The following is an 18,725-nucleotide window of genomic DNA, read 5'->3' as shown; positions in this document are numbered from 1 at the left end:
AAAATCAAGTAAGGTTATAAAAACCATCCATGGAATTTTGCTGCGGGAGTCGCCAAGCCTGGCCAACGGCGCTAGCTTGAGGGGCTAGTATCTTAGGATTTCGTGGGTTCAAATCCCACTTCCCGCATTACTCAACTTCTAGAGCTTTTTCATACTTAATACGGAAATTGATTTGGCATATCTATCGTAAGGATCAATCAATGAAAGAATTTTAAAATAATTTAGTCATTCCGAACCTCAATGAATGATGATGTTTAAGTCAGCAGTACGATATTGGTACAATATCAATTAAGCTAATTCGTGCAGATGATATAATACAAATAATATTAACCAGTCCACCTGTAGCAAAATTTCTATACAAAGAATCATCAGAAAAATCTAGACGAGCTGATGACCGTTTAAGTGGTGTTCAATTGAGTAAACTTAGTGACTGAAAAAAGCCCAGCTTAAACTCATTGCAGAAATTACGTTACATGCTGCCCTGTTAGTTGAAGAAAAGATATCTAAGCTAAATCAAAAAAATAACTAAAATGCTCACTTTTTGAGATTTCTTATCAGATCTGATCGTCTTATCTCTTCAGTAATCGCAATTCGCGTCTCTTCGACTAGAATTCTTGAAACATCTAGCTTCCTTCTTGCCTCTTTGACTATCTTATCAAAATACGCAAATGGATACAGCATCAAATACAACTCGTCCATTTTCTCAAACATTTTTCTTGCATCCTCTGACTTACCGACTCGGATTTTATCATAAACGTCTCTTCGCATCTCTCCGATACAGTCCAACAATCCCAAAACATACGATTCGTCCTTTACCTTGAGTACTTCTGGACTAGGGATCTCTTTGCCTTGGATCAGTGCCAAAAATGATGATGCCTCTACGAACTCCTGCTCAGAGGGTATGAGGTACTTGTATAGTGCCCTGTCGATGTTTTTGCGGTATTGCTCTAGTAGTCTTTTTGCCTGCAGGATCTTTTTTGTAGCTGATTTTATGTCGTTTTTGTGGCAATCTATTATAGATTCGCTACACAACGTGATGATCTGCCTTGTATTTTTGATCAGACTTTCTCTCTCGTCTAGGTTTTTTTCTAGCGCCTTTGAGATTCTGTCCAGAGATTTCTTTGTTGAATCCATGGTTTAATTCTGAAAACCTAGGATAAAGTCGTTTTCAAATAACTTATTTTATGTCAAAAATTTAGATGGGTAGTGGAAATCACAGTCAGGCAAATGTATCAAATCGAGGAAAACGGACACCAGATGGGCTTTCCTAGACAACTAATGATGGAAAACGCTGGCGCTTCGATGGTGAAAAGAATAGTGGAAAAATTTCCAGACATATCATCAAAAAAAATCCTAGTCTTTGCAGGCCTTGGTAACAATGGTGGCGACGCATTAGTGGTAGCAAGACACTTGGCGGGATATGGAAGCAAAGTAACCGTAATACTGTTGGGAAACCCATCAGGGATCAAGACCATAGAATGTATAACAAACTGGCAAGTCCTAGAAAAGATGAACTCGATTCAGCTTGGGTTTGGTCCAAACGATGCTGCAAACTTTGACGTTGATATCATAATAGATGGAATCTTGGGAACCGGAATCTCTGGAGACATTAGAGAGCCGCATGCATCGGCAATTGATCTTATCAACAAAACAAAGGCATTCAAAATAGCAGTCGATGTTCCTTCTGGTGTTGACCCTGACACGGGAAACACAGCAAACAAGTATGTAAAAGCAGACATGACTGTCACATTTCACAAAATGAAGCGAGGAATGCCAAAAAGAAATGACCTTTGCGGAACAATCTTTGTTGAAAAGATTGGCATCCCACCAGAAGCCGAAATAGGTGTACTATGATAGTTCATCAGATTTCAGTTGGCAGCATGCAGAACTTTACCTATGTTCTGGAAGATGAATCAACAAGTGAGGGAATCATAATCGATCCGTCCTGGGATCTGGACGAAATAATGAGAATTGTCCAGAAAAATAATATCAAAATAAAATACATTGTAAATACTCACCATCACTTCGATCACACAATAGGAAATGACGCAATGAAAAAGGAAACGGGCGCACCAATACTGCAATACAAAACATCCACAATAAAGCATGACCTAGAGGTATCTGACGGGGACAAGATCAGATTTGGTAGCTCCGAACTTACAGTGGTTCATACACCCGGACACTCCAAGGATAGCATATGCCTTGTAGGTGATGGCAAGATCTTCTCTGGCGACACGCTCTTTGTTGGAACGTGCGGAAGGGTGGATCTTCCTGGAGGAGATGTAAGGGAACTGTATCATAGTATAGTCAATGTTATGCGCAAAATGGACGATAACTTGGTGATGTATCCTGGGCACAACTATGGCTCTGCTCCTACCTCGACTCTGGGCACACAAAAAAAGATGAACTTTGTTATGCAGCCAAGGACAGAAGCTGAATTTTTGGAAATAATGGGTATTGGCTAATTGCACAAGGACGTAGACGTTTTTGTACAAAAAAATGGAGAAAAATTCCTAGAGCAACTAGAAAAAAAACAATTTCTCTTTTCTCTGGTGATATCATACACTGAAACCTGCACAATTCCTGGAATCACCGTGGCTGGAAAAGCACCCGAGGTCCTTCCTTATACCTCTCCTGCCGATGCAGAATTTCTCAACTTTGGGTACTGCAAGTGTATTGATGCAATACCTATGACTCCTGATGGAAAGCCGACGCCAGCACTATTAACAAAGACTGCACTAGAGTCGGCAAGCATTCCAAATGTCATAGTAAATGCCGGAAGCAAAATTACTCCACATTTACCATGTTTTGAAACCGGCCTGATTCATGGAAAAAACATTGCAGTAGAACCAGCCATGTCGCTTGATGATGTGACCCATGCAGTACAATACGGAAGGATGATTGGCAGGTCGCTTGGCTCCACTACTGACTGTCTTGTTATTGGTGAGAGCATCCCTGGTGGTACTACGACTGCACAGACAGTTCTGACGTCTCTTGGAATAGAAGGCTCAGTAAGTAGCAGCATGCCGGAAAATCCACTATCGCTTAAACAAAAAATTGCAAACGATGTTGCAAAAAGAACTGAATCAAAAAACCAATTCGATGTTGTCTCAAACGGAGGTGACCCGATGATACCTACAGTTGCGGGAATTCTCAGTACCGCATCTGCCCAGACCAAGGTTATTCTGGCAGGTGGAACCCAGATGGCGGCGGTTCTGGCATTTGGTAGAATCACCGGGTATAATCGTGACAATGTTGCAATTGCCACAACATCATATGTGACAGACGACAAGACGGCAAATCTTGTAAAAATGATATCTCAAATTGATGAAATCCCAGTGTTTTCAGTGAGACTTGCACTAGACAAATCCAAAATTGAGGGGCTGCGGGCTTTTGCAAATGGGTTTGTAAAGGAAGGAGTTGGCGCAGGCGGGGCATCGCTTGCGGCAATGCTAAAAATTGGAATCGACTCTGATCAATTACTCGCGCTAACCGAAAAGCAATACCTAGAAACTATTTCACAGTGACGGATTTTGCCAGATTTCTTGGATAGTCAGGATCTGTGTTCTTTTCTATTGCTGAATAATACGATAGTAGCTGAATTGGAATAATCTCAATTATAGGATATAGGGCATCATCTATGGTTGGGATCTGTATCCAATGATCATAAACGTCACTTGGCTTGTCAGAGACTCCGATGATCTTGGCACCGCGTGCCTTTATCTCTCGTGCACTTGTCAGGGTGTCGTTATAGGTAAAGTCGTTTGGATTAATGATCACGACATAGACACTAGAGTCCATAAGGGCAAGCGGCCCGTGCTTTAGCTCTCCACCTGGAATTCCCTCTGCATGAATGTACGATAATTCTTTTAGCTTTAGCGCAGATTCTGTCGCAATTGGATAGTGGACGGCTCGACCCAAAATGTAAATGTCTTGGACGTCCTTGAGCTCTTTTGCTGTTTCCTTAATCTTGGTGTGATCAGCTAGTACCTTGGCAACAGCCGATGAAATCTTTTCACCATCAATGTTGACGCATCCATCGCAGAGTTTTTTGGTAATTTTATAGATGATGCTAAGCTGTGCAGTAAAGCTCTTCGTTGCTGCCACACCAATTTCTGGTCCACAACCCATTCCAATTACCAATGCAGACTCTTGCGCCAGGGAAGATGTCAAAATATTCACAATGGAGAGGATCTTGGCGTTTGCCTTTTTTGCAATCTTGACTGCCTCTAACACATCTGCGCTCTCGCCGCTTTGGGATATTGCGATTAGAATAGAGTTTGGCTCTATTGTCTCTGGCGTAAATGATAATTCGCTGGATATGATTGGCTCTACTTTGATTTTTGCGTATTTTTGCCACAGATATTTTGCAACCAGCGCTGCATTATAGCTGGTACCGCTTCCTGTAACATAGATGCTTCGCGCATGCCTGATGAATTCCGTTGCAATATTGATTGCGTCTGCAGATTTTTCGCCAGCTGACACTATGGTTTCTGGCTGCTCTGATATTTCCTTTAGTGTAAAGTGCGCATAGTCTCCCTTGTATGCATCTGCAAATTCCTTTGATACTTTTGTCACCTGGTGCTTTACCGCGTTTCCATCAAAATCGTAAATCTGAATTCCAATTCTGTCCAGTATTACCAGCTCACCGTTGTCCAAATAGATGGCATCATCTGTCTTTTCGATAAATCCCAAGACATCACTGGATAGGAAAAATCCCTTTTTCCCAATTCCAATTATTAGAGGCTCGTGATATCTTGCGGCAGACAAAATTCCGTTCTCAAACATTGCGACAAATGCATAGTGACCCTTCAGCTTTGATACTGTCTTTATCATGGATTGTTTTATGTCGTGGGTTTGGTCATAGTTGAATTGGAGCAGATTTGCAATCACCTCACTGTCTGTCTGGCTTTGGAAGCGATAGCCTCTTTTTTCAAGGTCAGCCTTTAGCTCCTCATAGTTTTCTATGATTCCATTGTGTACTATGGCAATTTTGCCAGAGCTGCTGGGGTGTGGGTGCGCATTGACATCGGTAACATTTCCGTGTGTTGCCCAACGTGTGTGGCCTATTCCTACATGGCCTGGCAAATTATCCAGTTGTAATGCATTGTTTACTACTTCTACTTTGCCTACTCCTTTTTTGACTACAATATCGTTGTCGGACTTTGTGGCAACGCCTACACTGTCATATCCTCGATATTCCATTCGCTTAAGGCCATTTACCAAAATTGGCGCTGCCGGCAAGTCGCCATAATAGCCGATAATAGAACACATTTTCTGTACTGATCTACTAAAATGGTGTATTAAAGATAAGCTTGTCTTATGATTGTTCTGCAGGCACTTCTTCTTTTACTTCGGGCTCGGATGCTGGGGCAGGTGCCTGGAACTTGAATTTTGGTGACAATTGTATGATGTTTTCCTCTTTTACTGTTACTGTATATGATGGGACTGTGATGACTCTGTCGCCAATTGTGATGTGGCCGTGGACAATTGCCTGTCTTGCTTGGTACGGTGTCTTTAATGTGAACTTTCTCTGGACTATTGTTTGCAGTCTTCTATCGAGTAGGCTGTTCACTGCCAAGTTCAATACGTCATCAAGTGTTGCATCATCTTTTACGAGGCCAATCTTTGCAAGTGACTTCATCAGGATTGGTTCTTTTTGTGCACGAACTTCTTGTCTGAGTGCAAGTAGTGATCTTGCTTGGTGCCTTACCCTAGATAATTCGGTTCTTGCCTTCCATAATTCACGCTTATTCTTTAGACCATAATTGCCAAGTGTGTTGAGATCCTCCATCATAAAGTCATAGTTCAGTGGACGCTTTGGTTTCTTCCAGACTCGGCTTGGATATTTTGGATCTCCCATTCACATTCCCTCTATTTCTTTGCTGGAGCAGCTGGTTTTGCAGCTGAGGCCGCGGCTGGTTTTGCTGGTGCAGCTCCTGCAGCTGGCTTGGCTGCTGGTGCAGCTCCTGCAGCTGGGGCAGATGGCGCTTCAGCTCCTGGTGCAGCTGCTGGTGCAGCTCCTGCAGGTAGCACTTTTCCTCCCTTCTTTACACCGACTGATGCTCCTTTACGACCAGTGGTTCGGGTTCGCTGTCCTCTAACCTTTAATCCATAAATGTGACGAAAGCCCCTCCAACTGTTTGAGAGCTTTTCTCGTTCAATATCATTTCTAACTGTAAATGCTACGTCTGATGTGATAAGATGTGTGGTCGTGCCTGTCTCAACATCCTTTCTTCTGTTTAGTAACCAAGATGGGAATTTTACTGTAGTTGGGTCCTTGAGTGTCTTTTCAATGGACTCAACTTGGGACTCTGTCAAAAAACCAATGTTGCTATTTGGGTTCAAGTCCAGTGCACCGATTATCGCATTGGCAAAGTTGTATCCGACACCTTTGATGTGGGTTAGGCCTACTGAGAGCTTTTTGTCTCCCGGAATGTCCTTTCCTACAATTCTTACAATGTGTCTATAGTCTTGTGCTGACAAGTAATTGGGGAGTCCAAGCGACCCCGATAAAAACCCTGCCTTGGCTATTTTGGCATCTCCACAATATTATTAGATAAAATAAACCAAGTAATATCACTTGGAAGCCTCGCAGCTAGTCTCAAAGTGTTATGGTTCGCAACCAAAGTACACGCAGATTAAGGCAGGCCTGCCAGAAGATTACCAGTCGCTCAAAACGATTGGCGATCTACTAGAAATCAGCTATAGGTTATTGGACGCTAAAGAGCAGCTCAGACAAAATCTAATTCGCGCAATAAATGAAAACGGAATCAAATATCCGGGAATTGTGGGCTATGACGATGTTGTTGTTCCTGCATTGGACAGAGCTATTTTGTCATGCCATGATGTGTTTTTGATTGGGCAAATAGGCCAGGCAAAAACAAGACTAGTCGAGGTCATTGCAAAAAACCTCCTATCACCAATTCCAGTAATTGATGGTTCCATTACAAATGACACCCCAATGGATCTGCCACAAGACGATCTTGTGTCATTATTAGAAGGACAAGAACTCTCAGGCGCATCAACAACATTTCACATCAGCCCAGAGAGCACAAAAAAAATCCAAGACAACAAGCTGGATACTAAGATTAACTGGATAGAAGGCTCGCAGAGATTCCGTTATGTCTTGGCAACACCAGACATTTCTGTCAAGGACTTGGTTGGCTATATCGACGCAATCAAGGTTGCAAAAAAGGGAGTCGAAATGTACAAAATCGACTCGTATTCCCCGGGACAGCTGCTCCAGGCAAAGCACGGAATCTTTTGTATTGATGAGCTTCCTGTTCTGGATCCAAGAAAGCAGGTAGCATTATTGTCTGTATTGCAAGAGGGAAGATACACCACAGGTTCGTATCCAATAATTTTTGAGCCAAATACTGTGTTTTTTGCAACTGCAAACCCAATTGATTATACTCATTCTGGCAAAATAATAGAGCCGCTATATGACAGACTAAAATCCCACATACACACACACTATCCAAAAACAATAGAACATGAAATGCAAATTATTCTACAAGAGGCAAAACTTGCAAGCTGCCTTGTTCCTGTCTTTATACTAAAAACTCTGGCAAGACTAGTACACAAGGCTCGCGTAAATTCCGAGATCAACCAGGCAAAAGGAGTCAGTGTGAGATTTGGAATTCATGGACTAGAGTTGCTAGTTGGAGAATCAGAGAGAACTCGCGCCATACCTCACAAAGTAATTCCCGTTCCGCGACACTCTGATATGTATTGCCTAGGGCAGATTGCCAAGTTTGAACTATCCGAAATTGACGACACGCTAGAAAACCGCAGAAAAATATTCGACTTTATTCTTGGCGATTCCATTCGCGAAACATGCCTAGAATACATCCAAGATATACAGCAAGAAACACTTGATGCAATAAAACAGGAATTCTCTGGCAAAACATTCCAAGTATCACAGGGAATGGTCTGGCAGAACGGCCAAGTCTCTTACTCTAACCAGCTTCTTAATTTTACAAATCTATCAAAATTGGTTCAATCCAAGCTGGAACAAATAATACCAGAACAGTCAAGCCTTGCAAAAGACACTCATGCCAAAAACATTACAATATCGCCAAACACGGAAGCCGAACTAAAAGCTGCAATCCTAGAAATAATCCTGGACGGCTTGCATTATTCCACACCAAAGATAATAGACAAAAAAGACGCGGGCTATGTTGCAGCATAATCTAAAAAAATTCGTCTACCAGTCAAGCACAGAAGAAAAGCAATCCTCTGAAAGATCAAAAGACCTGGACACGCAGACAATAGAAAAACTGCTCCAGTCACTGGCAAACCAATCGATGCGGGAAACGGCGCCAAGCTTAGAGGAACTAGAGTCAATTCTCCAGAGAAACATTGATGGGGAAAGCTCGGATCAGACCCAAACAGAATCCGACCAATTCCCAAAAAGTGACGATACAAAACCCATCACCAAATATCTGCTAGAGCACGGCTATCTCAAGGACGAAAAAAATTGGCTCACGAAAAAAGGATTCCTTGCAATAGGAAACCAGATCCTCAAGGATATGCTGGCAGAGATAAAAGCCGGCGACTTTGGGCTGCATGAGACAAAATCCATAGGCACTGGCAACACCATACTTGACACCACAAAAAAATTTGAGCTTGGCGGCGAGCTAAAGCTGTTAAATGTATATGCCAGCATGCTAAACACAATCCGGCGGCTATCAAAGAAAGGAAAAACACCTGACTTTCCTCTGGACTTGGATATTGACGACTTTGAGGAATTTGAGACAACCGAAGATGTCCGAGCTGCAATTGTGTACTGTATTGATCTGAGCTCTACTATGAAATCGTCTCTGAGCAGCTCTGGGATGAGCAGAATAGAGGCAGCAAAGCGAGCATTATGGAGTCTTTACGTTTTGAACAATAGGTTCTTTCCAAACGATTCCATCAAAATAATTGGTTTTGCCTCGATGGCATCCATGATTAATCCATTTGACATTCCTTTTTTGAGGACATATGATGCAAACGACGAATTCCTCCACTATACAAATTATCAGGCTGCATTTAGGCTAGCAAAAAGGATCCTCCAAAAGACAAGTGCAAAAAACAAAAGAATCGTAATGATTACCGACGGCCAGCCCAGTGCCTGTTTTGTTGACAATGATTCCCAGAAGAATGCAATTCTATCAGAAAAGCCGCACTCCAACTTTTATGTACCAAACGAGCCATTACTATCCAAAATAAAATCGGAAAGAAAGCTTGCAATCGACCAGTCCCAAGGAGCGCAGGTCTACCTTTGTTACAGGTACAAAAAGGTCGATTCCAAAGTAGACGAGCGAACCATGTTGGAGGCAAAAAAATGCCTGCGAGAAAACATCCAAATTGATTCCATTGTAGTCAGCGAGGAATCAGAACTGCTAGAATACGTGCAGCAGATGGAAAAAACTCTCAAAGGCAAAACCTACCTCATAAACCAAAACAACATGGACAAAGTCCTAGTGATTGACTATCTTTACAACACCAAGAAGATATTAGGGTCAAAAAACTAACCAAAACCATGTCATATGACAAGGCCAAAGTAGCACAAGCACTCTTTGATTATAATGTATCAACAATAATGGCGGAACTGGAGTCTGGACCAAAGGAATCTACAGTATTGTCCTCAAGCCTTGGAATAGAGGAATCTGAAATTAAAACCAGACTGGCATATCTTGCAGGAACCGGATTTGTCATTTTGTCTGGCAATACCTATTCGGTTGACTCTGACAAGCTGGCAAAATTCATGGAAAATGACGAAAACTACAAGGGTGTAGTTGACGGCCTAACAGAGCTAGACAGCTATCTTAACTAGACTTTCTTGTTTTCAACGCGTATATTCCGGCAACTCCGACTCCGACAAACCCTGTGAGGATCATGTACTGTCCCAACATGTTTAGTGCAATAATTGACTTGTCTGGCATATGAGTCAGGCCCAACACGACTGGAGTTTCTTGGCCACTATTTCTTATTTCGAGCTTGTATGCCCCCTTGGATTCAATGTCAAAATAATCCTCAGTTGAAACCTCGGTTATCTTCTTTGAAGCAATTTCTTCTCCAAACGGACCATACACAGTGGCGATTAGGTTTGTTCGCTCTTCGCTTTCTGCCCGTACTACAAATGCACCCTGTTCTGTCACTGACGGGTCTAGCTCTTTTTCAAGTGTAGCGGGTATCGTTCCGTTGACTAGCATTTCTTTAATGGATACTTGGCCAGAAATGACTGATGCGCCAGTATATGATAGCACCATCCCGATTGCTACTAGTGCGCCGCCCACAAAGAGGATCAGGACAGACTTTTTTATCATGCATATGCCTCTTTTTGAGCCTCTATATTGGTATTGGAGCCTCAAAAGTTAGTATTGGTTAAGAAATTTAGCCTAGGCTAAATTTAAATAAACAAAAATTCAACCAAGATTGTCTTGAAGCCGTTCTCAAAGATGTTATTTGCCCTAGCAGTAACTGCAACTCTAGCCGCACTTTATCTTGTTTATCCAACTTCCTCTGATGCAAAAGAGGAAAAAACCTTTGTCACCCATACTGGCGGCGTAATCAAAACGTCTGGAGATGTACTGGATCCAATATACACTGCGCAAACAGTAGAAATCGATCCCGACAAGTATCTTCGCGAGTTTAACTATGGTAGAATATCAAGTGTTGATGGCAAGACAGTACGTGAATACACCATAATTGCAGAAGACGACAAGGTAATGGAGATATCGCCGGGCGTCTTTTACAATGTCTGGACCTTTAATGGAACGGTGCCAGGCCCCACAATACGTGCCACCGAAGGGGACTGGGTCAAGGTAAAATTCATCAACATGGGCTCTAAAACCCACACGATTCACTTTCATGGATTCCATGCCGCAGAAATGGACGGAGTCTTTGAGCCGGTAGGTTCTGGTGGGGGACAATTCACATACGAATTTGAGGCAGGCCCGGTAGGTGTTCATCCATATCATTGTCATGTCATGCCACTAGAGGAACACATCTCACACGGACTGTACGGAGTTTACATTGTAGATCCAAAAGAGCCGCGCCCACAAGCAGACGAAATGGTGATGGTGCTAAATGGATTTGACACTGACTTTGATGCAGAAAATAATTTCTACGCAGCAAATACCATACCGTTTTACTATCAGCATCACCCAATCCAGATCAAAAAAGGCGAACTTGTGCGAATCTATGTGGTAAACATACTGGAATTTGATCAGATAAACAATTTCCACCTCCATGCCAATCTGTACCATTATTACCCAACAGGCACGTACAGCGTGCCTAGCGCATTTACCGACATGATAACTTTATCGCAAGGCGAGCGTGGAATAATGGAGTTTACCTATAACACTCCAGGCAAGTTCATGTTCCATGCCCACAAGACCGAGTTTGCGGAAAAGGGCTGGAGCGGACTGTTCTTGGTGCAAGACGAGGTAACGTAATAATGGAATCTACAAAAACATCCAAGACAAAAATCGCGGTAGCTGGAATAATACCGCTAGTCTTACTCTCAACAATGATTGTTTATCTTTTTGGCCCGGGGGCCGAGCTTGTAAACTTTGGAACTCCACTACCTAACATCACAATAGAGCGAGTCGACTTTGTGGAATCTGAAATCCAGATCACAGTAAGAAACACAGGACCAATAGAATTGTCAATTGCTCAGGCCGACGTCAACGACAGAATCCAGCCGGCGGCAATAGAGCCAGACAAGCATTTGGCGAGATTTGAGACGGCCATAGTCAGAATACCATATTCGTGGAATGAAGCAGAACCGTACGAGATAGGTCTCACAGTAAATGACGGAACCCGTTTCGCTTATTCAGTAAAGGCGGCAGCTCCTGCAATCAAGCCAAACATTGATCTTGTGTCGTACTTTGCAGTGATTGGCACCTATGTTGGCATAATTCCTGTATTGATTGGATTACTGTGGTTTCCGTTTATTGCAAAGATGAGCCCTGCAAAATACAAGTTCTTTTTGGCACTAACTGCAGGCCTGCTTTTGTTTTTGGGAATAGATGCAATAGAGGAAGGAATGGAGATCTCTGCACAAAGGCTCTCTGGTGCATTCAATGGGCAGCTGCTTGTTGCAACAGTTGTAGTTGGCTCTTTTGTCGGATTGTATTATGTGTCTGAGAAGCTAATCAGCCGTGTTTCATCCGCATCCAAGTCAGTAACCATCGCCCTGATGGTCTCAATAGGGATAGGACTGCACAACCTAGGTGAGGGCCTAGCAATAGGCGCAGCAATTGGTTTGGGCGAAATTGCATTGAGCACATTTCTCATAGTCGGCTTTACCATCCACAATACCACTGAGGGCTTGGCAATAGCAGCTCCGATGGCTCGCCAAAAGCCAATGATTGCAAAACTAGCAGCAATGGGCGTAATAGCAGGGGCGCCTGCAATATTTGGTGCATGGATTGGCGGATTCCAATATTCACCAATTTCTGCAATTATCTTCTTGTCGGTAGGAGCTGGCGCAATATTTCAGGTCATAGTGGCAATTCTAAAATGGATAAGACAAGACGAGCAGGGGCTCCTGTCTGCACCAACTGCCGGAGGAATCGCAGTCGGAATGATAATCATGTATGTGACTAGCATTCTGATCTAATATGGCTCTGGATGTATTGTTATGACGGAATTCTTGAAGTGACTTCGAATGCTTTGCTCTATTTTTGATGTCACATCATGAACCTTTTCAATTGTTAGGTTCTTATCAAATGAACAGTCGATGTCTATTTTGATCAAATCATCAAAGTTCAATGTTACAATGCTGCCTATCTTCTTGACTTGGGTGTGCTCCTTTAGTAACTGAATTATTTTTTCATCATTGGTGTCGTATGACTTTAGGTCCTTTGGCATTGTAATGTATGGTTCTAGGTGTATTGTAATGCGGTCTATTTCTGGCAACTCCTTTAGGATTTTCTCCTCAATTATCTCTGATATGCGGTGTGCATCATCAAGGCTCATTTGTCTGTCTACCATTGCATGAAGACTAACAAATGTAGAGCCTGCTGATGTGTGCTGACTTATGTTATGTATTCCCTTTACGCCTGAAACGCTTGATGCGATTTCGTAAATCTTTGAATCCGATGGAACACCCTTCCAGCTGGGCTCAAAATGTACTGTGATCTCAGAGTTTGAGATGTGCTCCTTGATGTTTTTCTCAACCGCAGTCGATATCTCGTGCGCCTTGTCAAAGCTGACATCTGCCCGCAAAGATATTGTTACATCTGAAAATATCGAGTCGCCTGACCTTCTCATAAGAATAGGACCTGTACCTATTACTCCCTCTGTGGACAATACGATATTTTGAACCCTGTTTACCAGCTCCGGTGAGATGATATCCGTTAGGTCTTGGGCTGTTCTGTATACTAGCTTGATTGCAAGAACGCAAAGCAGTCCGCCAAGCACTATTGCCGCAAAAAAGTCACCATGGTCAAAGCCAAATGACACCAGTGCAATTCCAGCAATTACAACAAGTGTTGATCCCAAATCCAAAAACGCATGGTAAAAGTCGGCCTTGAGCGTAGTGCCTCCTAGTTTTGATATGGCACGTCTTAGAAGTATGATTCTGAAAATATCCACACAAATTGTGTATGCTGCACCAACAAGAGCCAAGGTGCTGGTGAAGGTATGGTGAGTAGGGCTTTGTATTCTCATTATCGCCTCAAAAATAAAAAAACAGGCAATCAGGAATATCGCAATTCCGCCAATCATTCCGCCGAGGGACTCTACCTTTCCGTGACCATAGGTGTGCTCTGCATCTGGAGGCTTGATCGCAAATCTTGCTGCCAATAACAACACTATTGTTACAACACTGTCCAATAATGCATGAATGCTGTCTGTTAGTAATGCTAGACTATTCGATAATATCCCAAAAAAGAACTCTACTAAAAATGCCGACAAAATTGCTGTCAGTGATATCTTGAGTACCACAGTCCTTTTCAAAAAGACATTTTCCATCAAAGCAATAACTAGTGGTTTACGAATAAATCATACGGAAACGTTATTTTTGATAGGCACAAAACTCAGATAAATTGAGCAAGCTGGCATTGCTGGGAGCATTGGGATTCTTACTGGTGCCTTTTTTGGCACAGGTTGATGCTGCCAACCCAAATCTTTACGTATCCGCAGAAAACTCGTACCATAAAAATCACTTTGCAGGCTCGATGGTAATAGAGGTAGTAATCCACGATCAGTCCCTTTCTGCCACCGGCGAAGGCAAGGGCGAGCCAGACGTCACACTAAACGGCAATAACATCCGAATGGTCCAGGCAACCGACGGAAAGTGGTACGGCTATTTTGCAAATTTGGAAAAAGCAAAGATAGCGGACGAGACAGTCGGTCTTGCGGGACTAGGCCTTGACTTTGGCGAATTTTGCAGCAGGGACACAATTGTGTTTGGCCCGTCATTTTCAGAGTCTGATGGTATAGCAATACCAAAGACAGGTGCGGCCGGCGCAACAAACGGCAACTCTGGGTTTTCCACATGTACCAGTGTTCCTGCAGGCGCAACCGTGAACAATGTGATCCGCAACCCGCGAACAATTAACACAAACTCGGTAATCCCATCAGGACAGATAGGCCTAAACTCTGCAGTCTGGCCAATAATTCAGCTATATTCTTTCAACAATGATGTTATAATACAATACAATGCGGCGGGAGGAACTCAATCTGTCAAACTAAAATATGATGAAATACCAAACATTACAACATCGCTAGACAGGCCAAAATATCCGCCAAACTCCCAAGTCTTTATGACTATTCGAGACATGCAGCTAAATCAAGACCCGACATCTAGGGATTCCTGGACATTTAACATTGATTCACCACAAACTGTCTTTTATGCAGCATTTACGGAAAATGGTGCAAATTCGGCAGCCGGGGGTGCAGGACTGGTAAATCTCTCATCGCAATTATCTTCTCTTGGATTTGACAACAATGGAAAAATAGCAATCAGCCTTGGTAGCGTTGCAGAACTGCAGGCAAACGGGCACCAAACCGCAACTGTAAGCGACGGCACCACAACATTTTCACAAATCATAACTCTTGTAGAATCTCAGCCAAACTCGGCCACATTTGCGAACTTTGACTTTTCTAACGTGTCTACCATTAAAATCAAATCAAATGCCCCACGTGGACAATCTGCTACCATACAATACGACCAAAAATCATACTCTATTATGTCTGGCCTAGCCGATGCCAATATTTTACTAGGCACAAATCAGCCCGTCTCTGGCCAAAAGGTGGTAATCACGGTAAGCGACCCAGACCAAAACGTCAACTCTGGCGCAAAGGACAAGCTCGACGTCTTTAGAAGTACTGCTTTGATTCCTAGTCTCACAATAGGAAATCCAGGCACACTCCAAGGAGCAGGAAGCGTCAAGATATACACTCTGTCTACCGACGCACTGACTGGAGGCACATCTGTTTCATCATCTGTACCGGACACTGCATCTGACAGGCTAGTTCTGAATACAGGACCATCAACAGGAATTGCAAACCAAAGCTTTGAGAAACTGTCAGCAGACACGGGACTTTCTGCCACTACGCTGCAAAATCTCTTGCTAAGAATAAACTCTGGCGACCAGGGAACAAACTGGGTAAACTATGATTTCAGATCATTGCAAAAACAGCTTGGAATTTCTGACTTTGCAGATACAACAATTCAACTTTTCTTTGGCCTAACCGATGCAACACCTGTAACGCTTGTCAGTACAGCAAACATGACAAGTGAACAGGGATTTGTGCAATTGCCAAATGCTGCAGTTGATGCAATTGCAGCAAAGTCTGGCACTGCATTTTTAGTAGTAAACTTTGACTCGTCAAATAATTCCCCTGCGCAAGGTTCTATATCTTCAGAGACAGACACACAACCAATAGTCCTTGATCTATTTTCGTTTGGGCGCAAAAATAATGTCGACATTATTAATGGAATTTATAGATTTGAATTGGAGGAGACATCGTCCAACTCCGGAATATTTACTGGCAGCATGGAGTATACCATCGCAAACCAGTTAAACCAGTTTGACGCAAACACCATCAAGACACTTCGCACAATAGATGATGATGTCAAGTTTTTTGTCAACCAAAGACTAATTGATGAAAAAGGAATTAACATTGCATATTCCGATGTTGCAAAAACCGGTACCACAACAGGGGTGTCGTCAAAAACCGACATTAGGACTCACACTGGTAGCGCATCACTTACTACAAACGTCTTTAGATTTGGACAACCAGTAACCGTGGTTCTTGTGGACCAAGACTTGAACATAAACCACGATTCCATTGACACCTATTCTGTAATAGACGATCCAGCCTCGACAAACGTAGATACTGTAGGCAGCTCAAGTGGAGGAATTCTTCTTGAGGTGCTAATCAAGGACATTAGGTACAAGCGTTGCACAATAAACGGCGTGGAAACTGGCGGTCTAGGTGCAAGTGGATTTTCACTAGTAGAGACTGGACCAAACACAGGACGATTCGAAGGAGTATTCAAGATGCCCTCAAAAATCTGCAACAAGGCAGGCACTGCACTGATTTTCCCAGTAGGTGGAACTATTGATCTGAAATATTATGACTTTAGGGATTCATCAGGCCAGGAAAGCATATCGAGTCTGACAAAGACTACAACAAAGGCAAAGTTGGCTACTCCAAGCTCCGCAAAGCTTGATTCAAAATCATATACATTACCCAGTCCTGGAAAAACAACAGACGTGGTTCTGACAGGCAAGATCCAAGACTACAAACCGGGAACCAAGATCAAGTTCACACTGCAAACGCCAGACGGAAAATCCACCACACTACATGCATTTGCCACAAAGACTGGTAGCTACAAAACAATAATTATGCTAAAACCAAATTCGCCAACCGGTCAGTATACAGTTGACATTGATTATCTAAAAAATTATGTCGGCAAAGTGAACTTTACGGTAAAGAAAAAATAATTTTTTTGAAAAACTAGATCGAGATGACTAGGTCAAAAAAGGTTCAACAAAACCATATTCGAGTCAACTTTTCTTTCATAGAATACATAAATACCCTGAATTCTTGTATCAGCCTAGACATGACAGGAGCTGGGAGACTCGTAGTAGCTTTATTGTCCATAATGTTGTTTACATCAACCACATCTATGGCGTTTGGTCAGTCTTCCCAAATACCACCACTGTCGGTTTCAGCAGAACTCCCACTTTACGAATCTGGTGACAGAGTAATTTTTAGTGGCTTAATCAAGAGCCCGGATGTCAATAATCTGATAGATATTACAGTCAGAATTGTAGGGCCAATTATTAATGGAACAGGCGCTACTAATATCGTCACAGTTAAACAAGTGAGTCCTCTCTTAGATGGTACTTTTTCAGATAATTTTGTCGTAGGGGGTCCACTTTGGAATAAAAAAGGTGATTACAAAATCATAGTAAATTATGGCCCTCAAAAGGCAGAAACCACATTCTTCTATAATGGTGGAGAAGATTCACCAACAGTATTACCTCCAGTACAATGTGCCCCAGATCAAATCATTGTCAATAATCAATGCATAACTCCGCCAACCATGCCAACACAGCCAAACTGTGGAGCCGGAACAGAATATGATGAAGAAACCAACTCTTGCATAGTAAAACCAGTAGAAACAGTAGAATGTCCACCAGGAGAGGAACTAGTTAATGGTAAATGTGTTGAAACTGAAGAACAAACCCTAATCAACTGTGGTCCAGGAACTCACGCTGAAAACGGAATTTGTGTCCCAGATGCAAAAGCAGGTGAAGAGAGTGGATGCCTGATTGCAACCGCAGCCTTTGGAACTGAACTTGCACCACAAGTACAGCTACTCAGAGAAGTAAGAGACGGAACTCTCTATAGTACCGGCGCAGGAACAACATTCATGGCAGGATTCAATGAATTCTACTATGCGTTCAGTCCGGCAGTGGCAGACCTGGAAAGGCAAAGTCCACTATTCAAGGAAGTAGTAAAGACCGCAATAACTCCAATGCTGTCGACAATGTCTATACTGAACTATGCTAACATTGACTCCGAACAGGAAATGTTGGGCTATGGTATTGGTGTGATACTGCTAAACATTGGCATGTACTTTGTCGCACCAGCGCTAGTCATAGTCAAAGTTAAGGGCTTGCTCCAACAAAGACGCCTTTAGGATTATATTCTCTATTATCAAAACAACCTCATGCACGTAGAATATGAGGAATTTTCTTCAATTACTGACATTTTCTCATACATGGCAGCTGTCATGCCACCTATGAAAAACACAATGCCGATCAACTATTACAAGGGCTATGTCTTTGCATTTATCCCGCTGACCCACAATGGAGGCGACGTGTACCTGATGATATACACAAAGGCAGAACTAGACGGAAGAATTCTAGAATTTGATATCAATGCAAATTCGTACAGGAAGGTAGCCGCAATAGAGCGAGCAGACAAGACATATTTCATTGTCATTTCTCCAAAGAGAAACACAATTGCTGATGAGGCAATCAAAAAGCTAGGCTAGTTTTTTTAAAAACCAACACCAAGCCGCACTCGCTGGATCCTGAACTAATGGAGAATACCTGTAGAAATTACCAATCTCAAAGAAATCTATTGTAGCGATGACTGGAATAAAAAATCAGAAATAAAAAAGAAAAATCAACCTCAAAGACAATTCCGATAAAAGGGCAAAACAATCATTGAATGAATAACAGTCCAAATACCTCCAGAAC

Annotated in this window: 17 protein-coding genes and 1 tRNA gene; 12 read left to right on the top strand and 6 right to left on the bottom strand. The window is 42.6% G+C overall.

Features of this window, described 5'->3' with window-relative positions; all coding sequences use genetic code 11:
• Positions 1-42 precede the first annotated feature (42 nt).
• Positions 43-127 (top strand) — tRNA-Leu (locus tag FJ354_05610).
• 407 nt (positions 128-534) lie between these two features.
• On the opposite strand, the gene FJ354_05605 is transcribed toward FJ354_05610, so the two are convergent.
• Positions 535-1,134, bottom strand: coding sequence for an RNA-binding protein (locus tag FJ354_05605; GenBank protein MBM3906137.1), 600 nt, complete (start codon positions 1,132-1,134; stop codon positions 535-537).
• A gap of 72 nt (positions 1,135-1,206) precedes the next feature.
• Between FJ354_05605 and FJ354_05600 the strand changes: the two genes are divergently transcribed.
• The 3 genes from FJ354_05600 to FJ354_05590 are packed head-to-tail and all read left to right on the top strand — an operon-like array spanning position 1,207 to position 3,527.
• Positions 1,207-1,854, top strand: a complete 648-nt coding sequence (locus FJ354_05600) for an NAD(P)H-hydrate epimerase (protein MBM3906136.1) — start codon at positions 1,207-1,209, stop codon at positions 1,852-1,854.
• Positions 1,851-2,465, top strand: a complete 615-nt coding sequence (locus FJ354_05595) for an MBL fold metallo-hydrolase (protein ID MBM3906135.1) — start codon at positions 1,851-1,853, stop codon at positions 2,463-2,465. Before FJ354_05600 ends, FJ354_05595 begins: the two co-directional genes overlap by 4 nt.
• On the top strand, positions 2,466-3,527 hold the full coding sequence (locus FJ354_05590) for a TIGR00303 family protein (GenBank protein MBM3906134.1): 1,062 nt from the start codon (positions 2,466-2,468) through the stop codon (positions 3,525-3,527).
• On the opposite strand, the gene glmS is transcribed toward FJ354_05590, so the two are convergent.
• Genes glmS through FJ354_05575 form a run of 3 tightly spaced genes read right to left on the bottom strand, consistent with a single transcriptional unit; the run spans position 3,514 to position 6,486 of the window.
• On the bottom strand, positions 3,514-5,274 hold the full coding sequence (gene glmS, locus FJ354_05585; GenBank protein MBM3906133.1) for a glutamine--fructose-6-phosphate transaminase (isomerizing): 1,761 nt from the start codon (positions 5,272-5,274) through the stop codon (positions 3,514-3,516). The two genes, FJ354_05590 and glmS, sit on opposite strands and share 14 nt — an antisense overlap.
• A gap of 46 nt (positions 5,275-5,320) precedes the next feature.
• Positions 5,321-5,863 (bottom strand): 30S ribosomal protein S4, encoded by a 543-nt coding sequence (locus FJ354_05580; GenBank protein ID MBM3906132.1) that lies wholly within the window; start codon positions 5,861-5,863, stop codon positions 5,321-5,323.
• Positions 5,864-5,874: 11 nt separating this feature from the next.
• Positions 5,875-6,486, bottom strand: a complete 612-nt coding sequence (locus tag FJ354_05575; protein ID MBM3906131.1) for a 30S ribosomal protein S13 — start codon at positions 6,484-6,486, stop codon at positions 5,875-5,877.
• Between the two features lie 97 nt (positions 6,487-6,583).
• On the opposite strand from FJ354_05575, the gene FJ354_05570 reads away from it, so the two are divergent.
• From FJ354_05570 to FJ354_05560, 3 genes are read left to right on the top strand one after another with little or no spacing between them, the layout of a single operon-like run.
• Positions 6,584-8,194 carry a hypothetical protein gene (locus FJ354_05570; GenBank protein MBM3906130.1) on the top strand — a complete coding sequence of 537 codons (1,611 nt, stop codon included), beginning with the start codon at positions 6,584-6,586 and terminating at the stop codon, positions 8,192-8,194.
• Positions 8,181-9,521, top strand: coding sequence for a VWA domain-containing protein (locus FJ354_05565; GenBank protein ID MBM3906129.1), 1,341 nt, complete (start codon positions 8,181-8,183; stop codon positions 9,519-9,521). Before FJ354_05570 ends, FJ354_05565 begins: the two co-directional genes overlap by 14 nt.
• A gap of 8 nt (positions 9,522-9,529) precedes the next feature.
• Positions 9,530-9,823 (top strand): hypothetical protein, encoded by a 294-nt coding sequence (locus FJ354_05560; protein ID MBM3906128.1) that lies wholly within the window; start codon positions 9,530-9,532, stop codon positions 9,821-9,823.
• On the opposite strand, the gene FJ354_05555 is transcribed toward FJ354_05560, so the two are convergent.
• Positions 9,816-10,316, bottom strand: coding sequence for a hypothetical protein (locus FJ354_05555; GenBank protein ID MBM3906127.1), 501 nt, complete (start codon positions 10,314-10,316; stop codon positions 9,816-9,818). The genes FJ354_05560 and FJ354_05555 overlap by 8 nt on opposite strands.
• A gap of 132 nt (positions 10,317-10,448) precedes the next feature.
• Here FJ354_05555 and FJ354_05550 point away from each other — a divergent pair, with 132 nt between their 5' ends.
• Together FJ354_05550 and FJ354_05545 are read left to right on the top strand one after the other, a co-directional pair.
• Positions 10,449-11,447 (top strand): copper oxidase, encoded by a 999-nt coding sequence (locus FJ354_05550; protein MBM3906126.1) that lies wholly within the window; start codon positions 10,449-10,451, stop codon positions 11,445-11,447.
• 2 nt (positions 11,448-11,449) lie between these two features.
• Positions 11,450-12,616 (top strand): divalent cation transporter, encoded by a 1,167-nt coding sequence (locus FJ354_05545; GenBank protein ID MBM3906125.1) that lies wholly within the window; start codon positions 11,450-11,452, stop codon positions 12,614-12,616.
• On the opposite strand, the gene FJ354_05540 is transcribed toward FJ354_05545, so the two are convergent.
• Positions 12,613-13,971, bottom strand: coding sequence for a cation-efflux pump (locus FJ354_05540; GenBank protein ID MBM3906124.1), 1,359 nt, complete (start codon positions 13,969-13,971; stop codon positions 12,613-12,615). The two genes, FJ354_05545 and FJ354_05540, sit on opposite strands and share 4 nt — an antisense overlap.
• A gap of 74 nt (positions 13,972-14,045) precedes the next feature.
• Between FJ354_05540 and FJ354_05535 the strand changes: the two genes are divergently transcribed.
• The 3 genes from FJ354_05535 to FJ354_05525 are packed head-to-tail and all read left to right on the top strand — an operon-like array spanning position 14,046 to position 18,517.
• Positions 14,046-16,955 (top strand): peptidase, encoded by a 2,910-nt coding sequence (locus FJ354_05535; GenBank protein MBM3906123.1) that lies wholly within the window; start codon positions 14,046-14,048, stop codon positions 16,953-16,955.
• 23 nt (positions 16,956-16,978) lie between these two features.
• Positions 16,979-18,160: a hypothetical protein gene (locus tag FJ354_05530; GenBank protein MBM3906122.1), complete on the top strand. Its 1,182-nt coding sequence runs from the start codon at positions 16,979-16,981 to the stop codon at positions 18,158-18,160.
• A 30-nt stretch (positions 18,161-18,190) separates the two neighbouring features.
• A complete protein-coding gene (locus FJ354_05525) occupies positions 18,191-18,517 on the top strand; it encodes a hypothetical protein (protein ID MBM3906121.1) in 327 nt (108 codons plus the stop codon).
• Positions 18,518-18,725 lie beyond the last annotated feature (208 nt).

The organism is Nitrososphaerota archaeon (assembly GCA_016872055.1).
Taxonomy (GTDB): domain Archaea; phylum Thermoproteota; class Nitrososphaeria; order Nitrososphaerales; family Nitrosopumilaceae; genus Nitrosotenuis.
This window is presented reverse-complemented; position numbering and strand designations above follow the sequence as displayed.

Excerpts from the sequence above, each read along its gene's own strand:
- FJ354_05525 (MBM3906121.1), top strand. The coding sequence starts at position 18,191 with ATGCACGTAGAATATGAGGAATTTTCTTCAATTACTGACATTTTCTCA.
- FJ354_05540 (MBM3906124.1), bottom strand. The coding sequence starts at position 13,971 with ATGGAAAATGTCTTTTTGAAAAGGACTGTGGTACTCAAGATATCACTG.
- FJ354_05530 (MBM3906122.1), top strand. The coding sequence starts at position 16,979 with ATGACTAGGTCAAAAAAGGTTCAACAAAACCATATTCGAGTCAACTTT.
- FJ354_05560 (MBM3906128.1), top strand. The coding sequence starts at position 9,530 with ATGTCATATGACAAGGCCAAAGTAGCACAAGCACTCTTTGATTATAAT.
- FJ354_05565 (MBM3906129.1), top strand. The coding sequence starts at position 8,181 with ATGTTGCAGCATAATCTAAAAAAATTCGTCTACCAGTCAAGCACAGAA.
- FJ354_05550 (MBM3906126.1), top strand. The coding sequence starts at position 10,449 with ATGTTATTTGCCCTAGCAGTAACTGCAACTCTAGCCGCACTTTATCTT.
- FJ354_05545 (MBM3906125.1), top strand. The coding sequence starts at position 11,450 with ATGGAATCTACAAAAACATCCAAGACAAAAATCGCGGTAGCTGGAATA.
- glmS (MBM3906133.1), bottom strand. The coding sequence starts at position 5,274 with ATGTGTTCTATTATCGGCTATTATGGCGACTTGCCGGCAGCGCCAATT.
- FJ354_05580 (MBM3906132.1), bottom strand. The coding sequence starts at position 5,863 with ATGGGAGATCCAAAATATCCAAGCCGAGTCTGGAAGAAACCAAAGCGT.
- FJ354_05555 (MBM3906127.1), bottom strand. The coding sequence starts at position 10,316 with ATGATAAAAAAGTCTGTCCTGATCCTCTTTGTGGGCGGCGCACTAGTA.
- FJ354_05605 (MBM3906137.1), bottom strand. The coding sequence starts at position 1,134 with ATGGATTCAACAAAGAAATCTCTGGACAGAATCTCAAAGGCGCTAGAA.
- FJ354_05595 (MBM3906135.1), top strand. The coding sequence starts at position 1,851 with ATGATAGTTCATCAGATTTCAGTTGGCAGCATGCAGAACTTTACCTAT.